The organism is Spirosoma pomorum (genome assembly GCF_054776615.1).
Map to the genome: position 1 here is coordinate 18,717 of NZ_BAAHBP010000041.1, position 21,403 is coordinate 40,119.

General features: G+C 52.4%; 16 protein-coding genes and 1 riboswitch. Of the genes, 12 read left to right on the forward strand and 4 right to left on the reverse strand.

The window, feature by feature from the left end:
• Positions 1 to 35: 35 nt before the first annotated feature.
• The 3 genes from ACYVAD_RS25445 (at position 36) to ACYVAD_RS25455 (ending at position 5,640) form a co-directional block, all read left to right on the forward strand.
• Positions 36 to 1,280, forward strand: a complete 1,245-nt coding sequence (locus ACYVAD_RS25445) for a hypothetical protein (RefSeq protein ID WP_461142372.1) — start codon at positions 36 to 38, stop codon at positions 1,278 to 1,280.
• 131 nt (positions 1,281 to 1,411) lie between these two features.
• Complete coding sequence (locus tag ACYVAD_RS25450; RefSeq protein ID WP_461142373.1) at positions 1,412 to 1,930, forward strand: GNAT family N-acetyltransferase; 519 nt, start codon at positions 1,412 to 1,414, stop codon at positions 1,928 to 1,930.
• 128 nt (positions 1,931 to 2,058) lie between these two features.
• Entirely contained in the window at positions 2,059 to 5,640 is a 3,582-nt protein-coding gene (locus ACYVAD_RS25455; protein ID WP_461142374.1) for a carboxypeptidase regulatory-like domain-containing protein, read from the forward strand.
• A 97-nt stretch (positions 5,641 to 5,737) separates the two neighbouring features.
• Here the strand turns inward: ACYVAD_RS25455 and ACYVAD_RS25460 are convergent, their stop codons facing one another.
• The gene (locus ACYVAD_RS25460) at positions 5,738 to 6,952 is read right to left on the reverse strand and encodes an ABC transporter permease (protein WP_461142375.1); all 1,215 of its coding nucleotides are present in this window, start codon (positions 6,950 to 6,952) and stop codon (positions 5,738 to 5,740) included.
• 135 nt (positions 6,953 to 7,087) lie between these two features.
• Complete coding sequence (gene rbfA / locus ACYVAD_RS25465; protein ID WP_461142376.1) at positions 7,088 to 7,468, reverse strand: 30S ribosome-binding factor RbfA; 381 nt, start codon at positions 7,466 to 7,468, stop codon at positions 7,088 to 7,090.
• Between the two features lie 232 nt (positions 7,469 to 7,700).
• Here rbfA and ACYVAD_RS25470 point away from each other — a divergent pair, with 232 nt between their 5' ends.
• The 6 genes from ACYVAD_RS25470 (at position 7,701) to ACYVAD_RS25495 (ending at position 16,085) form a co-directional block, all read left to right on the forward strand.
• Positions 7,701 to 9,110 (forward strand): hypothetical protein, encoded by a 1,410-nt coding sequence (locus tag ACYVAD_RS25470; RefSeq protein WP_461142377.1) that lies wholly within the window; start codon positions 7,701 to 7,703, stop codon positions 9,108 to 9,110.
• 38 nt (positions 9,111 to 9,148) lie between these two features.
• On the forward strand, positions 9,149 to 9,940 hold the full coding sequence (locus ACYVAD_RS25475; RefSeq protein ID WP_461142378.1) for a queuosine precursor transporter: 792 nt from the start codon (positions 9,149 to 9,151) through the stop codon (positions 9,938 to 9,940).
• Between the two features lie 36 nt (positions 9,941 to 9,976).
• Positions 9,977 to 11,536, forward strand: a complete 1,560-nt coding sequence (locus ACYVAD_RS25480) for a sulfatase family protein (protein ID WP_461142379.1) — start codon at positions 9,977 to 9,979, stop codon at positions 11,534 to 11,536.
• 18 nt (positions 11,537 to 11,554) lie between these two features.
• A complete protein-coding gene (locus tag ACYVAD_RS25485; RefSeq protein ID WP_461142380.1) occupies positions 11,555 to 12,661 on the forward strand; it encodes a formylglycine-generating enzyme family protein in 1,107 nt (368 codons plus the stop codon).
• 383 nt (positions 12,662 to 13,044) lie between these two features.
• Positions 13,045 to 13,860 (forward strand): aminoglycoside 3-N-acetyltransferase, encoded by an 816-nt coding sequence (gene aac(3), locus ACYVAD_RS25490; RefSeq protein ID WP_461142381.1) that lies wholly within the window; start codon positions 13,045 to 13,047, stop codon positions 13,858 to 13,860.
• A gap of 107 nt (positions 13,861 to 13,967) precedes the next feature.
• Positions 13,968 to 16,085: an outer membrane protein assembly factor BamB family protein gene (locus ACYVAD_RS25495; protein ID WP_461142382.1), complete on the forward strand. Its 2,118-nt coding sequence runs from the start codon at positions 13,968 to 13,970 to the stop codon at positions 16,083 to 16,085.
• 111 nt (positions 16,086 to 16,196) lie between these two features.
• Here ACYVAD_RS25495 and ACYVAD_RS25500 read toward each other — a convergent pair whose 3' ends face one another.
• Positions 16,197 to 17,342, reverse strand: a complete 1,146-nt coding sequence (locus ACYVAD_RS25500) for an acyltransferase family protein (RefSeq protein ID WP_461142383.1) — start codon at positions 17,340 to 17,342, stop codon at positions 16,197 to 16,199.
• 246 nt (positions 17,343 to 17,588) lie between these two features.
• Here ACYVAD_RS25500 and ACYVAD_RS25505 point away from each other — a divergent pair, with 246 nt between their 5' ends.
• Positions 17,589 to 18,260 carry a 3-keto-disaccharide hydrolase gene (locus ACYVAD_RS25505; protein ID WP_461142384.1) on the forward strand — a complete coding sequence of 224 codons (672 nt, stop codon included), beginning with the start codon at positions 17,589 to 17,591 and terminating at the stop codon, positions 18,258 to 18,260.
• 156 nt (positions 18,261 to 18,416) lie between these two features.
• On the opposite strand, the gene ACYVAD_RS25510 is transcribed toward ACYVAD_RS25505, so the two are convergent.
• A complete protein-coding gene (locus ACYVAD_RS25510) occupies positions 18,417 to 19,550 on the reverse strand; it encodes a mevalonate kinase family protein (RefSeq protein WP_461142385.1) in 1,134 nt (377 codons plus the stop codon).
• Between the two features lie 198 nt (positions 19,551 to 19,748).
• Here ACYVAD_RS25510 and ACYVAD_RS25515 point away from each other — a divergent pair, with 198 nt between their 5' ends.
• Positions 19,749 to 20,456: an SGNH/GDSL hydrolase family protein gene (locus tag ACYVAD_RS25515; RefSeq protein ID WP_461142386.1), complete on the forward strand. Its 708-nt coding sequence runs from the start codon at positions 19,749 to 19,751 to the stop codon at positions 20,454 to 20,456.
• Positions 20,457 to 20,565: 109 nt separating this feature from the next.
• Positions 20,566 to 20,811: a hypothetical protein gene (locus ACYVAD_RS25520; RefSeq protein WP_461142387.1), complete on the forward strand. Its 246-nt coding sequence runs from the start codon at positions 20,566 to 20,568 to the stop codon at positions 20,809 to 20,811.
• A gap of 381 nt (positions 20,812 to 21,192) precedes the next feature.
• Positions 21,193 to 21,284, forward strand: a riboswitch (TPP riboswitch).
• Positions 21,285 to 21,403 lie beyond the last annotated feature (119 nt).

Consider the following 21,403-nt stretch of genomic DNA (forward strand, 5'->3'; position numbering starts at 1 on the left):
AATACAAAGTACTTTCAACCAAACAACATACTCCAATGCGTGACGACATCCTATTAAACCTGGACAACCCCCGACAACTGGAAACGTTGTATCGGGCTAACAAGCCGACGTTCAGAACGGCTTTCAACGACCTTTACCCTCAACTACGTGACAATCCACTGGCCGAGGGCTGGTACCAGCGCCTAAATTATAGCCAGGAAGAGTTGTTCTGGGGTACGACCAGCGAACGAACGTTTGTTATCGGTGCTTCTCTGCTAACGGCACTTTTAGCCAAGCTGCCTGAATTGCTGTCGTTGAATCAGGAGTTTTTTTTCCAGCGCAACGTAGGCTTTATTGTATTCCCTGTGCTGATCGCCTATTTCGCCTGGAAAAATAAGATCTCAGGCAAGACGGCAGCCGGGTTGACCGGTTTCGTCCTGCTAGCAGCTGGATTTATCAACTTACTTCCCAAAGGACCAACCAGCGATACGCTGCTTCTTTCCTGCATTCATTTACCCCTGTGGTTATGGTCGCTTCTGGGATTTGCCTTTGGCGGAGGTAGCTTTAAGAAAGGAGTAAACTGGCTTGGCTTCCTACGCTACAACGGTGAACTGGCCGTTATGACGGCTTTACTGCTGATTGCAGGTGGCCTGACGACAGCGATTACGATTGGGCTGTTTGAACTGATTGGCTGGCACATCCAGAAATTCTATTTCAATTACGTCGTGATGTGCGGCTTAGCGGCCGTACCGATTGTGGCCACCTTTCTTACTCAGGTTCAACCAGGACTTGTCAATAAGGTAGCCCCGGTCATTGCCAATCTTTTTAGTCCAATCGCCCTGCTCATGCTGCTGATTTACCTGGTTGCGACCATCAGCTCAGGAAAGGATCCGTACCATGACCGGGAATTTCTGCTGATTTTCAACCTACTACTGATCGGCGTAATGGCGCTTACCTTTTTCTCAGTAGCCGAAGCGTCGCCTACCAACAAAAAACCTATTCAGGTTATTATTCTCCTGCTGCTGTCAGCGGCAACTATTCTGGTTAACGGCATTGCTTTATCGGCTGTATTGTTTCGGATCACCGAATGGGGCATAACGCCAAACCGACTGGCCGTACTGGGCGGTAATGTCCTAATATTAGCCCATCTGGTCGTTGTCGCGGTTCGCCTTTGGGGCGCGATGACTCGCAAAAACGATCTCTCGTTCATTGGTCAATCCATGATGCTCTTCCTGCCAATATACAGTATCTGGAGCGCGGTAGTTATTTTTCTGTTCCCCTTCGTTTTTAGCTTTAAATAAGCTCCGAAATCCAACTGCAGTATGTCGACAGTCGGTACCATTGCCTGCCGGACGGCAATCCTATTAATTGATGGCATACCACCGTTGGCTTTTCAGAGAGATTATTCAGGCACTGCGTCTTACTTTTTGGTATGACTTACTTGTTGACCGGTCATGAATCGGGGCGACTCCGGTTCAGGCTCTTGCAGCCCGACGATTTTGATCTGTGGCTTCCTTTTTACTACCACCCAGAGGCTACCCGGTACTGGCAGGGAGAACCCACTGACCCAGTTTTAAATTACCAGCAATGGTTCGAAAAGACGTTCTACCGCTACCAACACCATAAAGGGGGCATGAACGTACTTATCGACCGTAAGACAGGAGCCTTTGTTGGGCAATGCGGCCTACTAGTTCAGGTTGTTGATGGAATACAGGAGTTAGAAATCGGCTACTCTATTTTGCCTCAGTTCTGGAACCAGGGGTACGCCACCGAAGCGGCCATTACCTGTCGGCGGTACGCTTTTGCCAATGGGCTTAGCGACAGTCTGATTTCAATTATTCACGAGCAAAATATTCCCTCACAAACAGTGGCGCTTAAGAATGGTATGACCGCCGAGAAACGAACTATTTACGCAGGAAATCCAGTCATTATTTATCGGGCTTACCAATAGCTAGCAGACAATTCGCCAATGAGTATATTTCAATGAGTAACCAGCGTTCCCTGATGGCTTTTCACTATTAATAGTCACTGGCAGTCAGACAGCTAGCGATTACTTACTGTTTTAGCCCCTGTGACGACATGAACGCACGTTTTTTAAGTCTATTTCTGTTTCTGGCATTAACGCTGACCGTCGCTTTTGGACAGTCAACCACTGTCACACTGACCGGCCGGATCGTGGACGCGTCGACCAACCAGCCCGTTCCTTTCGCCAGTATTTACCTGAACGCATCAACTCAGGGAACAACGGCTGATGCGCAGGGTAACTATCAGCTCGATGGCTTACCAGTTGGAACCTGCGAACTGGTAGCGAGTGCATTGGGCTTCAATACCAACCGACAAACCATCCGGCTGACGGGGGCTCGTACGCTGTCGATCAGCCTCAAACCGGAAAGCAAATCCTTACAGTCCGTTACGGTCACCGCCCGACGAACTAAAGCGTATGACCGGATGGTCCGCGTGTTTGAACGCGAGCTGCTTGGCAATACCCCCTTTGCCAATCGGTGCCAGATCAAAAACATAGAAACAGTTACCCTGACAAGTCAGGACGGAAAACTGACAGCGCAGGCCAGCGAACCGCTGATCATCGAGAATCTGGCGCTGGGATACCGGGTGCATTATAGTCTGCTGCGTTTTGACTCGTTCCGGGGCATTACGTACTACGCGGGCACGAGCCGATTTGAGGTGTTGGCCCCCGATAACGCTGAACAGGCGCAGCGCTGGGAGAAAAATCGCCAGAAAGCTTACCAGGGCTCATTTCGCCATTTGTTGACCAGCCTGGTGGCAGGAACGTACGAAAAAGAAGGCTTCCTGTTGTACGAGGCTAATTTTGCGGTACCTGCTAATCCCAATGTGCCGGTAGTGCAACGGGCCGAACGTATGCCAACGGCAGTTGCTCAGCCAGACAGCATTATAAAACCCGCGGATTTGGCTACCGAGCGGCAATTGCGTAGTACCAAACCGCTGGAAGTATTCTACACCCGTCAGCGGGCGGGGAGTATGATGCCGTACAAAGAAATGCCTTATGCTTATTCGCTTATCTATCTCCCTAAAGGCAAGGCGGCATTGGTAACAACCGACGGCTGGGTAGCGCAGCCGAATGGGCTGGAAATCCGGGGTACCATGAGTGAAGATCGGTTATCGACCCTCTTGCCGGCCGACTGGAAGCCTGCCTCCTCATCCACTCAGACAATTGCTTCACTGCCGAACGAGGGAACGGTATTACCCCCTGACACAATCAGCCGGGAAGTGGCCCGCCGATGGACCAGCCAGCAGCAGCACAACGCCCCTGCCCTTTTCGTCCAGACGAACAAAGGTATTTATTTGGCGGGCGATACGCTCTGGTTCAGCGGTTACGCTCTCGATCCGCAAACCCACGAGCCCGTAGTAAGCGCGCAGCCGGCTGGCGATATTCCGTTGCATCTGGAATTTTTATCTCCGGCGGGACGCGTCCTGAGTCATCAGTGGGTACGCGTGCAGGAAGGCCGGGCGTCAGGCTGGCTGCGGTTGTCTGATTCGTTGGCGACAGGCACGTACCGCTTACAGGCCTACTCAGAACAGGATGTACGTAACGCCCGACCCGCCTTCGAACGGACGTTGACGGTGATAACCAGTAATCCAAATTCTCCGTCGTCTGAAGTATCTGGTGCGGATACGCATAGCCCGTCCGATTCGCTGGACGTACAGTTTTTACCGGAAGGTGGTCATTGGGTGGGTGGCTTGCCAACGCGACTAGGCATCAAAGCCATTGACAAACAGGGGCGGGGTGTAGCCGTTACGGGGCGGCTTGTCAATCAGGCGGGTACAGAACAGGGGCGTTTCAGCACGAATCGCTTTGGTCTGGGCAGCATCGCTGTAACGCCCCAGGCAGGAACAACGTACCAGGCAATTTTTGACGTCGGTGCAGGCCCTATCCAGCCAATAAACTTACCAACGGTAGAACAAAATGGCCTGGTGCTTGGGGCAGACATGATCACGGACAGTACTCAGCTGCAACTAGCCATACAGGCATCGGCCCCGCTCGCCCAGCAGCCCGTATACATCACAATACAAAGCCGGGGGCAACTCGTCCAGCAAACCAAACTACAACTTCGTTCTGGCAAAGCTCGTCTGGCGATTCCGGTGGCGAAACTCCCCGCCGGACTGGCGCAGGTGACACTGTACAATGCGCAGGGGCAGGCTCAGCAGGAGCGGCTGGTGTTTGTTCCAGACCCGCAGCTTCCGGTACAGGCCCGGTTGATCACGGATAAGACTAGCTATCTCCCCCGCGAAACCATTCAGCTGGCGGTACGTATTGCCGATGGATTTGATGAACCGCTCACTATTACCGGCTCCGCCACGGTAACCGACGAATCACAACTCACTCCCGATTCCATCACGGCCGATATCCGGACGCATCTTCTGCTGGCCGGGGAACTGAAAGGTCGTATCGAACAGGCCAATCAATACGTAAAGCCAAGTGGACAGAACGGACGTAAAGCGCTGGACGACTTGTTACTGACGCAGGGCTGGCGTCGCTTCAATTGGCAGACCCCGACTGGTCAGCCAGAACCATCCAATGAACTGGCGTCCTCATCGGGGCAACGACTCAGTGGATCGATCATCGACAAAAATGAGAAACCTTTACCGGGTGCGGTTGTCCTGTTGACCTTCACCAACCCCCGCGGGGAATCCTTTGCCCGGTCGGCCCGCGCCGATCAATCAGGCCACTTCCTCATCGATGGCCTCAGCATGCAGGATACAATGTATTTACGGCCTCAGATCATGACGGCTTCCTTCAAACCAATCAATTCGGCTCAGGTTCGGCTTGACCAGCCCGGCGGTTATTTTCCTGCGAAATCCTCGGAACCGTCTTTTCTTCCAGCCTCTTCACTGATCGCCAGTAGACAGCAGCGGCAACCCAACGCCCCAGACCGCTACCGGGAACGGTCAGCGCGTCAGTTAGGGGAGGTAACGGTCCGGGCGACTAATCTGGATGCCGCCCGTCAGGCTCAGCAGAACGCTATTTACGGCCAGGCCGACGTTACGTTACTATTTGACGAAAAATCGCGGGCGTACGGCAATGCCTATGAGATGTTGGCGGCCCAACTGACGGGCGTACAGGTCCGTCCCAACACAGCGAATGCGGGTGGTGGTTATCTGGTTACCGTTCGGGGTATCAGTATGTTATCCGCCAACGCGAAGCTAAAGAAAATAGCTCCCCTGTACATGATCGACGGAACGTATCTGTCGGAGAACGACGAAGGAAACGCGTTGATGATGCTGGATCCAACGCAGATAGAACGTATTGATTTAATCAAAAACGCCGGAGCCTCTGTTTTTGGCGCTCGCGGGGCAAATGGTATTATTGCTTTTTACTCTAAGAAAGCACGATTCGGGCAGACGGGCACCAACCCAAACCAGGCTGACCTGATGGTGCAGGGTTACCCCGGCGAACGCACCTTTTACGTACCTAAATACGGCGCTCTGTCAGAGTCAACCAGCGGTCTTCCCGACCAGCGGGACGTATTGGCCTGGCGCCCCCTGCTGGCTACGGACAAATCGGGTATTACGTCGTTCCGGATTCCTTTATCCGATACGGCGAAGCTACTCCGCGTTACGGTGCAGGGAGTTACGCAGGACGGCCGCCCCGTAGCGGTAAGTCAGTTGCTGAAAGTGCGTTAACGCCTAATTGCAAATTCGTTTTTGTCATTCCGCCTACCGGCGGAATGACAAATGCTTCAACTCAAATCGCTAGCTAGCTCAAACAGCTTCCTAGCTTCTAGATCGTCCCGATTCGGGCGGCACGTTGCGCCGGGAACCAGGAGGTCAGCATTGTCAACACAGTGACTAAAATAGCCGTCAGAATGATGTCGCTGGTGTCGAGCCGGACGGGGTAGGAATCGATTACTGAGCTGACCGTTCCCATTCGGATAAAGCCGTACCGTTGCTGCGCCAGACAGATGCCGATCCCTAAAACCAGGCCGGCAAAAGCACCGGACAGTGCAATGATGGCCCCTTCCGTCAGGAAAATCCGGCGGATCAGACCCGACGTTGCTCCCAGGGCAAACATGATTTTGATATCTTCTTTCTTTTCGACCACCAGCATCGACAGGGAAAAGAAAATATTGATCGAAGCCACCAGAATGATAAAGCCCAGCGTGAGGGCAACAAGCAGTTTTTCGATACGGATGGTTCGATAGAGGTCCGTGTTCAGGTCATCGCGGCTCTGCACCAGTAGTGTTTCGCCCACTACGTCCTGCAACGCCTGTTTGGCTACGTTCTCGTTGGTGCCCGGCGTAAGCTGGATTTCGAGCGAGGTAACCTCGTTTTCGGCGTAGCCAAACAGGTCGCGGGCTACGTCGATGGGGGCTAATACGAAATTGTCGTACCGCGATTCAATGAAGAAAACACCAGAAACGGTCAGATAAGCGCTGTTGAACGCGTCGGGATTCAGGGCGTTGAATGACTGATCGCTCTGGGGATAAAGAATTTCCAGGGGAGCCAGAATATCCAGTACCGAAATGCTGAGATCACTTTGCACACCCGCGGCTACTACGGCGTAGTTGACGCCGTCTTTTTCCAGCATCCGTTTCCCATCGATCATAGCCGAGTCGAGCTGCTGGCGTTGCAGGTAATTATTTTCGACTCCCTTCAGCCGAACCACTGTTTGTCCATCCGAATAACGGGCCAGGGCATTATCCTGCGCTACGGTCGTTAACAGCGACACGCCCGGCGTCTGACGAAGGCGTTTGAGCAGATCCGGGGAGGCCAGAAAGCGTTTCCCCTGCCGGGGCGACACGGTCATATCGGCCTCGAAGGTTTTAAAAATCTGCCGGTTTAACTCCTCCATCCCATTAAAGACGGACAGCACGACCACCAGCGCCATCGTGCCTACACCCACGCCTAGCATGGAGAGTACCGATAGCCAGCTGATGAAACTGCGCTTCCTTTTCGAGAAAAAATACCGACGGGCAATCCAGGTGGGGAGGTTCATGTGTTAAAGAGCGAAAGTATGAATGAGTGAAAGAGCGAAGCCATCCGGTGCAATCGCTCTTTCGCTATTTCATACTTTCGCTCATTTGCTTTCTACTAGTGAAACGTGCCAGTGCGAAAATCGCCCTTTCACTCTTTAATTTTCCTCGTCTTCCTCCTTTGGGGCGGGGGGGATGTCGAGACCAGAAAACAGTCGTTCCATTTTGTCGGCGTACTCGGCGGTGTCGTCCAGGAAGAATACTAGCTCGGGCACGATCCGAAGCTGGTGCCGAACGCGGTCGCCAAGGTGCTGCCGAATAACTTTCCCTTTTTCCTGAATCGTTTCGAGCAGGAGATCTTTATTTTTCGTAGCCAGAAAGCTCAGGTACACGCGGGCAACGCTCAAATCGGGCGAAACGCGCACGTTGGTAACCGTAATAAAAGCTCCGTTGAACAGGTGCGGCACCTCGCGCTGAAATATCTCGCTCAAGTCTTTCTGCAGTTGCCGGGCTACCTTCTGTTGTCGTTTCGATTCCATGATGCTGTAATTGAGTCAGTGCTCCCTCCTATAACGCCGGTAAACTGACTTTGTTGATTCCCTGCCAGAAGCATTGTCTGCTGTCCTCAAATCGGGCTGTCAGTTATACCCACCGATTTGTAAACCCGCCAGACGGCCTACTTCTGGGAGATAGCTGCAAATATCCGCAGGTTTTTCCATTCTGCCGAAATTGGCCGTAATTTCGCAGGGGTCACTAATTCTTTTCCGTCCGTTGTTACGCTTTTTTCGTGCTTATTTCCCGTATCAATACGTCAGCCTGCTGGGTCTGTTCCTGCTGATCCGGTTGCCCCTGCTGCTCCATCCGTTTCCCCTGCTGACACCCGAACTGAACTGGTTGTTGGTTGGCGAAAAAATGAGCCAGGGCGGCCTGCTGTACCACGACATCTGGGATAGCATCAGCCCGCTCTCAGCGCTGGTATACTGGGGGTTGCATACCGTTGCCGGACGGTCGCCCGTGGCCTTACACATAGCAGCCACGGTGGTGTCGATCCTGCAGGTGGTCTACTTCAACTACCTGACTAACAACCGCGACGTATTTCCAGACCGTTCTTTCTGGCCGGGATTGGTGTATATGCTGTTTCTACACCTCTCGTTCGACTGCCTGACGTTATCTCCCGTTCTGATGTCGACCAGTTTTCTGCTGCTGGCTTTTGGTACGCTGATCCGGCAGATGGAGCGCCGGGGTGCAACGGATGAGGTGTTCGAGGTTGGTTTCTACATTGGTATTGCTGCTTTGTTCTATTTACCGTCGGCGCTGTTCATTCTGTGGGCCATTATTTCGCTGCTGCTCTACACGGGCGCTACGTTCCGGCAGTATTCGCTGTCTTTGTCCGGCTTCCTGTTCCCGATTGCGGTTACGGTCCTGTTCTATTATTTCAAAGACAGTCTTGACGATTTCAACCGCAACCTGCTGTCGTCGGTGTTCCGGGTTCGGCAGTATTCATTGTCTGATTTTCAGTCGCTGATCGCGTCGTTGATTATTCCGCTGGGCCTGGGCATACTGGGCTTCCTGAGCCTGTTCAGTACGACCAGTCGTTACGTTAATTTTCAGCAGCGGGTACAGCAGATCATGATGCTGTGGTTCGTTACCGCCGTGCTGACTACCCTGCTGACGCCGTTTCTGGCTCCCATGTCACTACTGAGTTTTGTGCCACCCATGGCTTATTTTACCGTGTTCTACTTCGAAAATATTCGTAAAGCCTGGCTGGGCGAAGTGGCGTTTGGCGTAGCGATGGCGCTGATCTTATTGCTGTTCTATCAGGGGGCGCTTGGCCTGATTCCCCGCAGTGATCTGGGTCGACTGACGCAGCTTCAGGTGCAGCCCTCGCCCCTGCCCCGTACGATTCAGAATCAGCACGTACTGATTATCGGGGAGGACCTAAGCGCCTACCGGAATAACCTTCCTGCCACACCCTACCTGAACTGGGACCTCGCCAAATACGATTTAAAGAATCTGGATAATTACGAAGCCGTTATCAACGTTTTCGACCATTTTCGAAAAGATCCGCCGGACTATATCGTCGATCACGAGAACGTAATCGACAAACTGTTTCAGCGAGCCCCCGCCCTAGCCGAACGCTACGAGAAAACGGCAACGGCCGGTATTTATAAGCGCAAATAACCACCGTCCTTAATCTGTCACGTACTCATCACGTACTCATGCCCTCCTATTCTTTTACCAATAAGCGTACGAACCTATATATCTTCCTCAGCGCGATTTTTCTCACCAATACGCTGATTGCGGAGATCATTGGGGTCAAGATTTTTTCGGTCGAAACGTTGCTGGGGACGCAACCCGCTCATATTCGTCTCTTCGGCGATTTCGTGCTGGACTTTAACCTGACGGCGGGTGCCGTGATCTGGCCATTCGTGTTTGTTACGTCCGATATCATCAACGAGTATTTCGGCAAGGCGGGCGTTCGGCGGATTTCGTTCCTGACGGCGGGTTTCGTGGCGTATAGCTTCGTGGTGATCTACGCCGTAACGACCTTGCCCCCCGCTCAATTCTGGCTTGACGTAAACGCGACGGATGGTGCGGGGCAGCCCATCAATATCAACAATGCTTTCCAGATGATTTTTCGGCAGGGGCTGGGCATTATAATTGGCTCGCTGACGGCTTTCCTGATCGGACAGATTCTGGACGTATCGGTTTTCCATGCGCTGCGCCGGATTACCGGCAGTCAGAAAATATGGCTGCGGGCCACCGGCTCCACGCTAGTGTCGCAACTGGTTGATTCGTTCGTGGTGCTGGGCATTGCCTTCTATGTTTTTGGCAACTGGTCGCTGACGCAGGTGCTGGCCGTGGGAATAATCAATTACATGTACAAAGCCACGACCGCTATCCTCCTGACGCCCCTGCTCTACGTAGCGCACTTTTTCATTGATCGGTACCTGGGCAAAGAACATGCGGAAGAACTGGCCAATGAATCGGCCATGAATTCGTTCATGTAGCCAAATCTCTACCTAAACCCCGTTACGTTTTTCCGTATGCTGTTCACCCAACTAGTCCGTCGATTTCAACACAGTGTCCGGTACTGCATCGCCCTAGCTGGGTGCCTGTTCGTGGGTAGTGCCCTGGCTCAATCAGCAGAGCGCCCGAACGTTATTTTTATCTTTTCGGACGACCACGCTTACCAGGCCATCAGTGCTTACGGCAGTAAACTGGCGAAAACACCCAGCATCGACCGGATTGCGAACGAGGGGGCTATTCTGCTCAACAACGTCGTTACGAACTCGATCTGCGGTCCCAGCCGCGCTACGTTACTGACGGGAAAATACAGCCACCTGAACGGCTATACGCTGAACGAACGGAAGTTTAACATTAACCAGCCCGTCTTCCCAGAACAGTTGCAGAAAAATGGCTACCAGACGGCCTGGATTGGAAAAATGCACCTGGGTAGTCTCCCCCACGGCTTCGATTACCTCGACGTATTACCCGGTCAGGGCCATTACTACAGCCCCGATTTCGTTAACGGTTCGGGCGATACGGTGCGGCACAAGGGCTACGTCAGTAACGTAGTCACGGATCTTTCGCTCGACTGGCTCAAAAAACGGGACGCCAGCAAACCCTTTTTCATGGTTGTTGGTCATAAAGCCACCCACCGCGAGTGGCTGCCTGACTTACAGGACTTAGGCGCTTACGATGATGTTACGTTTCCCCTGCCTTCCACGTTTCACGACAACTATCAGAATCGGGAAGCGGCTGCCAAACAGGACATGACCATCGACAAAACGATGCGCCTGAAAGAAGACCTGAAAGTCCACGCCGACTACGAACGTAGCGGTATCTACAACCGGTTTTCGCCCGAGGAGAGAAAGCAGTTTATGGCCTACTACGAAGGAAAGGTCAGCAAGGAATTCGACGAGAAAAAACTCAGTGGTGATGCATTGGTACAGTGGAAATACCAGCGTTACCTGCGCGACTACCTGGCCACGGCTCGTTCTCTGGATCGAAACATCGGCAAACTGCTGGACTACCTGGATCAGTCGGGGCTGGCGAAGAATACAATTGTCGTTTACGCGTCGGATCAGGGCTTCTATATGGGTGAGCACGGCTGGTTCGACAAGCGGTTTATTTATGAAGAATCCCTGAAAACGCCGTTCGTCATTCGCTATCCCGGCGTCATCAAACCTGGCACTAAAGTCGAGAAGATCGTGTCAAACATCGACTGGGCACCCACCCTGCTCGACATGACAAAAACCGCGATTCCGGGCGACATTCAGGGAAAATCGTTCGCGCCGTTGCTGACGGGAAAAGATACGCCCTGGCGTAAGGCAGCTTATTACCACTATTACGAGTTCCCGGAACCACATCATGTTTACCCGCATTTTGGCGTCCGCACCGACCAGTACACGCTGGTCCACTTCTACGGCGGCCTGGACACCTGGGAGTTGTATGACCTCAAAAAGGACCCCAAACAGGTCAATAATCTGTTTGGAAAACCTGGCTACGAAACGATCACGACCGACCTGAAAGCTCAGTTGAAAGCGCTGATGGTCGAATACAAGGACGCCGAAGCGCTTCAATTATTGGCAAAGAGTAAGTAAGGTAAATGGGCTGACTCCATGTTACGCAATCAATTCTTCATTAACTCGCTGATTGTTACGTTCGCTGGTTGGCTGTTCAGTTGCCAGAACCAGCAATCGTCCGACCAGCTGGCCCAACAGACAGCCGACAGCATTGCTCATTGTGCCGCCAAGGGAATGCCTTCGCGACAGATGACTATTCGGCAGGCAGCATCAGTCACGCCCGCAAGCGATGGCAGTATGGATGAAATGGTCTGGATTCCGGGCGGCACCTTTCAGATGGGCTCTACGGAGTTTGCCGATACGAAACCGGTTCATGCTGTTAAAGTAGCAGGTTTCTGGATGGATGAACACGAGGTAACGAATGCGCAGTTCGCTCAGTTTGTCAAAACGACCGGCTACATTACCGTGGCTGAGCGCCCGCTCAACCCCAATGATTACCCGGGTGTTCCGGCCGATAAGCTCGTTCCGGGTTCGGCGGTGTTTACGCCCCCTGGGCAGGCCGTTTCGCTATCTAACCCGCTCCAGTGGTGGAATTATCAGGAAGGCGCTAGCTGGAAACAACCGTTTGGGCCAGGAAACGATTTGCCAGGAAGTAATTTGAAAGGCCGTGCCAGCGAACCCGTCGTTCATGTTTGCTACGAGGATGCGGCCGCCTACGCTAAATGGGCTGGAAAACGCCTGCCCACCGAAGCCGAGTGGGAATTTGCGGCCAGGGGTGGCCAGGACAGCCAAACGTATTACTGGGGCAAGGAACAAAAGCCAAACGGTAAATGGGTCGCCAACATTTATCAGGGTCATTTCCCGGACAAAAACACCAAAGACGACGGCTATGCGGGTATAGCGCCGGTCAAATCCTTTCCGGCCAATGCGTACGGGTTGTTCGATATGGAAGGGAACGTCTGGGAGTGGTGTCAGGATTATTACCGGCCCGACTATTACGCTGTCAGCGCCCAGCAGAATCCCCAGGGGCCAGCCGACAGCTACGATCCCGAAGAACCGGGCGCGGTGAAGCGAGTACAGCGCGGAGGTTCGTTCCTCTGTAGCGACCAATACTGCATCCGCTACAAAGCCGGTAGCCGGGGCAAGGGCGAAGTCAGCAGCGGCAGTAACAATTTGGGTTTCCGCTGCGTGAAGGACAAGTGATTACGTAGGCGCGCCATTTTTCTGAGGAGATTATTTCCAAGAATTACTCTTTTGCCTATGCTACTGGAGAAGTTAGATCAATCGATTTTCACTCTGGATGCATTGATTTTTATAAGGACGTATCTGAACGTCAAAGTTTCTCTATTGCGCAAGGAAAGTTTAGGTTGTTCTTCGATAGATTTAATTAGTATTTTAAACTTACTATTCCACTCTTTTAATGAAACCTAGGGTGGATGGTTTTAGAAGCAGTTGTTTGGATGCAATATGGGCGCACTCAGCAGGTACTTATCTACGGAAAGTGGTGAACTTATTAGTTTCAGACAATTATTTTGTTGACTTACATAATCCTGCCCGGACTTCTTTAGATCGAATACCCGCTTTTCATGTTCCTACTTGGTGACACGTATTACTGGACGCGTCGGTTACTCAGCCAGCATATTCGCGCGCTGGGTGTCCAGCAAGGCGACGCTGTCATGGTACACGCCGGGATGCGGGGAATTGGGCCACTTATCAACGGTCCTGATACGTTGATCGGTGCCCTGATCGACGTACTTGGCCCCGATGGTACGTTGCTCTGTTACGTCAACTGGGATCAGCAATACGAAGACGCCCTTGACGAACGGGGACGACTCCCCGACTCCCTGAAACCTGATATTCCGCCTTTTGATCCGGTCCGCTCTCGAGCCAGTCGGGATCATGGCGCCTTTGCTGAATTTGTCCGCACAACGCCCGGTGCCGAACGAAGCAAAAATCCAGGTGCCTCCGTTATCGCCATCGGTGGGCAGGCCAAGTGGTTTACCACCGATCACCCCCTCGATTACGGTTACGGTCCAGGTTCCCCGTTTGCGAAACTCGTTGCAGCAGCGGGCAAAGTCCTGGTGATCGGAGCCCCGTTGGATACCATCAGTCTACTGCACCACGCTGAACACCTGGCCCAGATTCCGGGAAAACACATCCGCCGGATGGAAGTACCGCTACTACTGAACGGTCAGGTTGTCTGGCGGATGATCGAAGAATTCGACACGGTCGATCCGGTCGTCGATGGGCTGGCGGACGATTATTTTAGCACGATTGCCAACGACTTTCTGGCAACCGGTCAGGGACAGCGGGGCCTCATTGGTCAAGCTCCCTCAGCTCTTTTGCCTGCCGCCGGCCTGGTTGGTTTTGCCGTGCGCTGGCTGGAAGAGCGATTCGGATAACCAGTTATCCTACTCGCCGATTCATCCGAAAGCCAGCAGGCAGATTCAGTTTGACGAGTATTCCGCTCTAATGCGTATCTTTTGGATGGACCTGCCTTTGTCTGTTGATGAAACGTATTTCTCTTGTTGCTCTTTTCGGCGCAGTCGTTCTCCTTTCCGCTAGTCAGTTGCTCAGCGTTGATCATTCAACAGCCTCGTCCAACGAATGGCCGGAATACCTGGGCGGGGGCGACCGTAATCACTACTCCACGTTGACGCAGATTACGCCCGAAAACGTTCAGAAACTTCAGGTAGCCTGGTCGTATGCGGCACTTGATACGGGACAAATGCAGGTGAATCCAATCATCGTTGATGGAGTTTTGTACGGCGTTACGTCGGCGGTGCGGGCCTTCGCGCTGGACGCGGCTACCGGAAAAGAGCTATGGCGATTTGGCGACAGCCAGAAAAGCTCGATGAGTACCAGCCGGGGCGTAACGTATTGGCGCAGTGGTGATGACCAGCGCATTCTGCACACGATTGGACAGCATCTGTACGCGCTGGATGCCAAAACCGGAAAACCCATTCCAACCTTTGGCGACAACGGTCGAATCGACCTGCACTCGGGTCTGCCCGAAGCGGCTAAAGAGAAATTCATCATCTCGAACACGCCCGGCACCATCTTCGAGAACCTGATCGTCATGCCCGTACGTCTGTCGGAAGGAGCCGATGCCGCACCGGGTGATCTTCGGGCGTTTGACGTCCGGACCGGAAAGCTGGCCTGGTCGTTTCATACCATCCCCTATCCCGGCGAACCCGGTTACACCACCTGGCCCAAGGATGCGTACCAGAATACGTACGTTGGCGGGGCCAACAACTGGGCGGGAATGTCCGTCGATCGGAAGCGGGGAATTCTATACGTACCCACCGGCTCGGCGGCTTTCGATTTCTGGGGTGGAAATCGGCCGGGGCAAAACTTATATGCCAACTGCCTGCTGGCACTGGATGCCCGGACGGGCAAACGGCTTTGGCACTACCAGTTTATTCACCATGATATCTGGGACCGCGACCTGCCCGCGCCACCCAACCTGGTGACGATCAAGCACAACGGCAAATCAATTGACGCTGTAGCGCAGGTGACTAAACACGGCTACGTGTTCGTCTTTGACCGCGTAACGGGGAAACCGCTTTTCCCGATCAACGAGGTTCCCGTTCCAACAACCGGGCTGGGTAGCGAGAAACCCTGGCCAACGCAGCCCATTCCAACAAAACCGCTTCCTTTCGCAAGACAAGCCAACACATTGACGGAGAAAGACATTAGTCCCTATGCTGACAACCGCGATACGCTCATCGCCCGGTTTCGGCAACAGCATCGGCAACGGTTTGCGCCACCCAGCAAAGCCGGAACGCTGATCTTTCCGGGCTTCGATGGTGGGGCCGAGTGGGGCGGGGCCGCCGTTGACCCAAACGGTATTTTGTACGTCAACAGCAACGAAATGGCCTGGGTCCTGACGATGGTCGACACGCCCAAACAGGACGAATTAGCTCACCTAACAGCAGGCGAGAGAATCTATACCGTTAACTGCACGACTTGCCACGGTGCCAATCGCAAAGGCAACGTAAAGAGTGGCTATCCCTCGCTGGTCAACATCGAAGCCCGACGCGACCGGGCCTACGTGATGCAGACAATCAGTAGCGGCAAAGGCATGATGCCGGGCTTCACGACGCTCACCGCCGACGAGAAGCAGGCGCTGGTTGCCTTCCTGTTCGGGGACGAGAAAAAAGAAGTGACGGTGTCGGCGGGCAGCAAACAGCCGTACCTACCGTATCGTAACACGGGTTACAACAAGTTTCTCGACAGCAAAGGCTTACCGGCCATTTCGCCCCCCTGGGGCACGCTCAATGCCATCGACCTGAATACGGGAAACTACGTCTGGAAAATTCCGTTCGGCGAAGAGAAGTCGCTGAAAGAAAAGGGTATTACCAACACTGGCTCCGAAAATTACGGTGGTCCGGTCGTCACCGCCAGCGGCCTGTTATTCATTGCCGCGACCAAAGACGGAATGTTCCGGGCGTACGATCGGAAAACCGGAAAAACCCTCTGGGAAACCGAACTACCGGCCGCTGGTTTCGCTACGCCCAGTACCTATCAGGTGGCGGGCAAACAATACGTTGTCATTGCCTGCGGAGGCACTAAGCTCGGCACAAAAAAAGGAAATCAGTACGTAGCATTCGCGCTACCGAATTGATTTAAACGTAGGGAAAGAGTCCCAAAAACAAAATTAAAAGCGCAACATCTTGTAACATCTCCGCTACCCGTTCGGCGCTGTTAGCAGCAGTTTTCGAGAGATTTTGTTACGTTAATGAGCATTCCTTTTTACCCGCAGAAGACGATTTGTCAACAACTTACGTACGGGCTCATCATATAGCTTCAGGCATATATAAGCCAGTAATATAGACCCAACAACAAGCGCTGCCGCCCCAGGAAACGATTGCTCGAAGGTGAGATTTTCGTTCTTAACCCAGGCGTAATACAGGTAGATAAACGGATAATGTACCATGTACAGCGGGTACGAAATATCACCCAAAAACTTACACAGCCGGGTGGTTAGCTGATCTGTCGTCCTTGCTGAAGCACCAAGGTAAACTAATAGAGGAAAGATAATTACGGAGCAGACTGTATCGTACACCCCGTTCAGCCACAGCTGCTCACTACCGCCAATTCGTGGTATCGCGGATAAAACAACAATGGACAGGCCACCGATCCAGAAAGCCCCTTTGACCGGAACAGGTCTGAAGACCCGCGATAGTAATAGTCCCGCTGAGAAAGAAAATAGCATCCGCAACGACCCACCGATTATGTTTTCTTCCGTCAGGGAAAAGCCAACGCATATATCGCCGTAGGGCCCCCAGATGGCAAACACGGCTAATCCACAGCCTGCCAACAAAACAAGTACAGAAAGAGCTCTGGTCGGCAGCTTACGCAGAACGAATGCGTACAGCATATTACCGATGTATTCAAAAAACAAAGACCAGCTCGGCCCATTGAGCGGGTACATTTCGCCAACGCCCCGAATCTCAAAGCCGGGGGTTGCCGGAATGAGCAGCGCATTTATCAGAGTGGCGACAGTCAGCATCGTTACGGACACTTTCGATACGTCCCAGGCCGAGCAGCCCTGAAAGTAGAACATCCCAGCGCCGATAATTGCCCCGATAACGACCATGGGATGCAACCGGATAAACCGACGCTTGAGAAAGTCTTTCACCGTCATCGTTGCCCATCGATCATCATAGGCATAGCCGATAACAAAACCGGACAGAATGAAGAAAAAATCGACCGCCAGGTAGCCGTGATTAATTCGTTGATCTAAATGACTGGTTGCAAAAGCTTCAAAGACGTGAAAACAGACAACTGTTATGGCGGCTACGCCACGTAATCCGTCCAGTATGTTGTAGTGGGGTTTTGTGTCCGCAAAGGAAGCAGAAGAGGTTTCGTTTTTCGCCATTGAGTAGGAACGTATTGAAGAATCTGAGGAGCGTTGCATCATCATTAGATTACTGCCCAGCAGATTCTCGCAGACGGCAAGTTCGCCTTTTTCGGCCAGCCAACACAACCTAAAGACAGGCTGATATAGATCATCACCATCATTTTATAGTTTCGGATCGTGATCTAGTACGCGCAAAACGTTACTAGTTCATCGTTCTCTGACTAATTTAAAAGTAGAGCCGGTTGAATCACTTCTTTGGCTAGTATGAAGCTTTGTATACTCTCTGCCTTTATTGGTATATTTTTATTCGTTGGTGCCGTTCCGCCCCGAAAACAGCGTCTATTTAACGGTAAAGACCTCTCCGGCTGGTACGTTTTTCTCGAAAAACGCCAGAAAAACGAAGATCCGGCGCAGGTCTTTACGGTCGAGGACGGTATTATCCACGTCTCCGGTAAAGAATTTGGCTACATCTGCACTGAAAAAGCCTACCGCAACTATCATCTGACAGTCGAATTTAAGTGGGGCACTCATCGCTACGCTCCACGCGACACCGCCAAACGCGATAACGGTATTATGTACAATATTCCCCTGAATACCGAAGATCGGGTTTGGCCCGTGGGCATCGAGTGTCAGATTCAGGAAGGTGACGTGGGTGATTTCTGGCTGGTGGGTGGCACCACCCTTGTAGTCGACGGCAAACGAAATACTCCCGGCCCCTGGGTACGAATGGCAAAAAAACGGGATGCCGAAAAACCAACTGGCGAGTGGAACCGGGTAGAGGTTATTTCGAAAGACGGTGTCTGCACGCACATCGTCAATGGTGTAGTCGTGGCCAAGGGTACTGATGCCAGTGTCCGCGAAGGGAAAATTCTGCTACAAACCGAAGGAGCCGAAGCCTATTTTCGCCGAGTCGACCTGGAGGAGCTTACTCCCTAAATTGTTACGTTGTTTATCATTCCGAGGAACGGGGAATCTTCACTGAGCAGGAGTTTTATCTACCTTTTTCGAAAATTCCTCGTTCCTCGGAATGACAAAACACCTGGCAGTATACGTCAAACAGCTTTCTGAATACCACGTAACTACTCAACTCATTTATTCTTCCGCTACCGTTAAATCCTGCAAACACGTAGTTCCGGCGGCAACGCTGACGATGTATGCGCGGCCGCCTTCGCGTTCGATGGCTTCGGCTACCTCTTCGGGATTTTCAGGAGCATAGGCGAACATACAACCTCCCCCACCCGACCCGTTAATTTTACCCCCCAATGCCCCGGCGCTTAGCGCGGCTTCAAGCATACGATCGATTTTGGGCGTCGAGATCTGCTGCGCATCGCGGAGGTTAGCATGGTGATCAGTCAGGAGCTGCCCGAGTTTCTCGTGGTTCAGGCCACCGCTTAGTTCGTGGGGCGTTCGTAATGTATCCAGCGCTTCGCGCAGGATATCCCGGTTCTCGATGGTACCTTTCAGCAGAACGTATTCATCTTTGGTCAATACGTCTTTGTATTCGGGGAGCTCCGTAATCGCAGTCCTGTGCAGCGAAAACGCCGGGTTCATGGCTTTCAGCTGATCAGCAATACGTAACATACCGAATTTCACCCGGCCCAGAATTCCGATCGTGTCTTTCGGGTCCTGCGAATTGCCAAGCACAAACGTACCGAGCTGAGCCGCCGGTGAAGCAGGCGAAAATGGCTCCAGGTGGATTTTAGGCTGCGATTCCAGGTAAATGACGCCCCCAACCGCCGTCGAGTAATGGTCCATCATGCCGCCCGGCTCGCCAAATTCCAGTACCTCGGCCTTGTATGCCAGTTCAGCCAGCTCGGTAGCAGACAGCCGTTTAGGTTCATCGGCCAGGCGGCACAGTACGTTCAACCAGCTGATTAGCAGCGCCGACGAACTTGACGTACCGGCATTGATGGGAATTTCGCCCCGCACTTCGCCCTCGATCCCATTCGAAAACGAGAAGCCTGATCGCAGCAATACGTTAACAGCCGATCGAAAATAATCGCGGTCGTTCTGGTACGTTAGCGGCAAGGTTGCCAGGCTGAATCGTTCCTCTTTACCAATATCAGGCAATTCTAGAATAACATCGGGGGTGGCAATACGCTCGGCAGTGATTTGAATGCGGCAGGAGATCGCGGCAGCAATGACGGGCAGGCCCAGGTAATCCAGATGTTCACCAAAAAGGCAGATACGCCCTGGCGTCGAAACCGTTAGCGGTTGGTAAGACATACGAAACGTTGAAACAGAGTAGGACCACTGTGGGCTGCGTGTACATCAGACTCGTTGGTTGGTAATCAACGTAAGACTCGTTGTACACGCTTTCGTAAATATACTGGCGGTCGACAGTCGGCCTAACGTAGTCGGCGAAAAAAGTCAGTAGCCGTACGGGCAATCTGCCTTATTTTGCAGCCATTCTCCCCTATTCCTATGCATCTGACATTACGTTCCTGTGTTCGGCTCAATTGCGGCTTTCTTTTCCTTACCAGCTTACTGGCAACAACTACCTCGTTTGGTCAGACAACCGCCCCCGACACTACGTTCCGGAGCACATTCTACGAACAGAAGCGAACTCTGTTTGAAAGTCTGCCCAACACCAAAAAGGAAATCATTTTTCTGGGTAACAGCATCAGTGATTTTGGCGAATGGGCCGAGCTATTCGACGATCATCACATCAAAAACCGGGGTATCTCGGGTGACCTTTCCTACGGTGTGCTGGCGCGCCTGGGTGAAGTAACGGCCTCGAAACCCGCCAAGATTTTCCTGTTGATCGGCATCAACGACCTGGCCCGTGGGATTCCAGACGAAGCCATTATCCGAAATTACCGCCAGATCGTTCAACAGATTCGCCAGGACTCTCCGCGTACCCGTATCTACCTGCAAAGCGTTTTTCCAACGAACGATACATTCCCACAGTTCAAGCGCCATCAGGGCAAAGAGGCCCATATTAAAGCGCTTAACGACGCGCTCCGGCAGTTAGCCAGCGAAAACGGTCAAACCTACGTCGACCTGCATCCGTACCTGGCCGACAGCACCGGTAAGCTCGATGCTCGTTACACTAACGATGGCCTGCACCTCCTCGGCGCGGGGTACAGTCAGTGGGTCAAGGCGTTACGTGAGCTGGGGCACATGAAATAGGAGTACGCAAACGCAGCGTTTTCTTCCGCAGCCTCACGTATGCAGATAGCCTAAACAAAGGGCGCTAGCTGGTCGTTTTCTGATCAATTAACGTTCACCAACCGCAATCATGCAAAACCAAACCGCGGCTTATTTAACCAGCCCCAGCCCCGTTGTTCTGATTACCTACCAGAAAGAGCCATACCAGTATTTTGCGGTCTTCGTTGATCAAACCCGGCAGCAGGCGGAAGATCTGTTCAAGCAAAAATATAACCTTGACGCCGACGACAAGTACGAAGTAAAAGAATACGAAAACGTAGAAAGTTATTCGGTCTCCGAAGACGGCGAGCTACTAGTGAATGGTAGCTATAAGTGAAAAACTCTGGTAAAGCAGATCCCCTTGTTTGTCAAGGAACTATAAACCTCTGCTTTGCCAGAGTTTATATTAGTTCTGCTTAGCGCACTAGTGTCCTCTTCTCAAGGGTTCCTTTCGCAGGAATTTTGCTGTTTACCACCCCCAACCCCTCCTAAAACAGGTGGGGGAGTTAAAAAAGGTTACTTCTGTGTATCCCCCTTCTTTTTTAGGAGGGGGCCGGGGGGGTAAACAGCAACAAATCAAGACAGATTCACTAACGCGTGTCACCCTACAAGGGTAACACTTGAGAAGAAAACAATAAACGATTTAGTTAACACCGTATTGACTACTTAAGTACAGCTGCTTAAGTCAAAAAGTTTTCTACCTTTACGCTGCTAAACAGCGAAGCTTTAGGGGTGCCCGGACGGGCTGAGACATCACCCTTTGAACCTGAACAGGATAATACCTGCGGAGGGAAAAGCGAGAATACAGGTCGTTTTCAGTAGCGTATTCATACATTAGTCTGACAGGGTTGTGGTATAAACACGACCGGATTCCGGGACATCGTCCAGGCCAGACATTCGAATACGCGTTCGGCCTTTTTTCTGCCTAT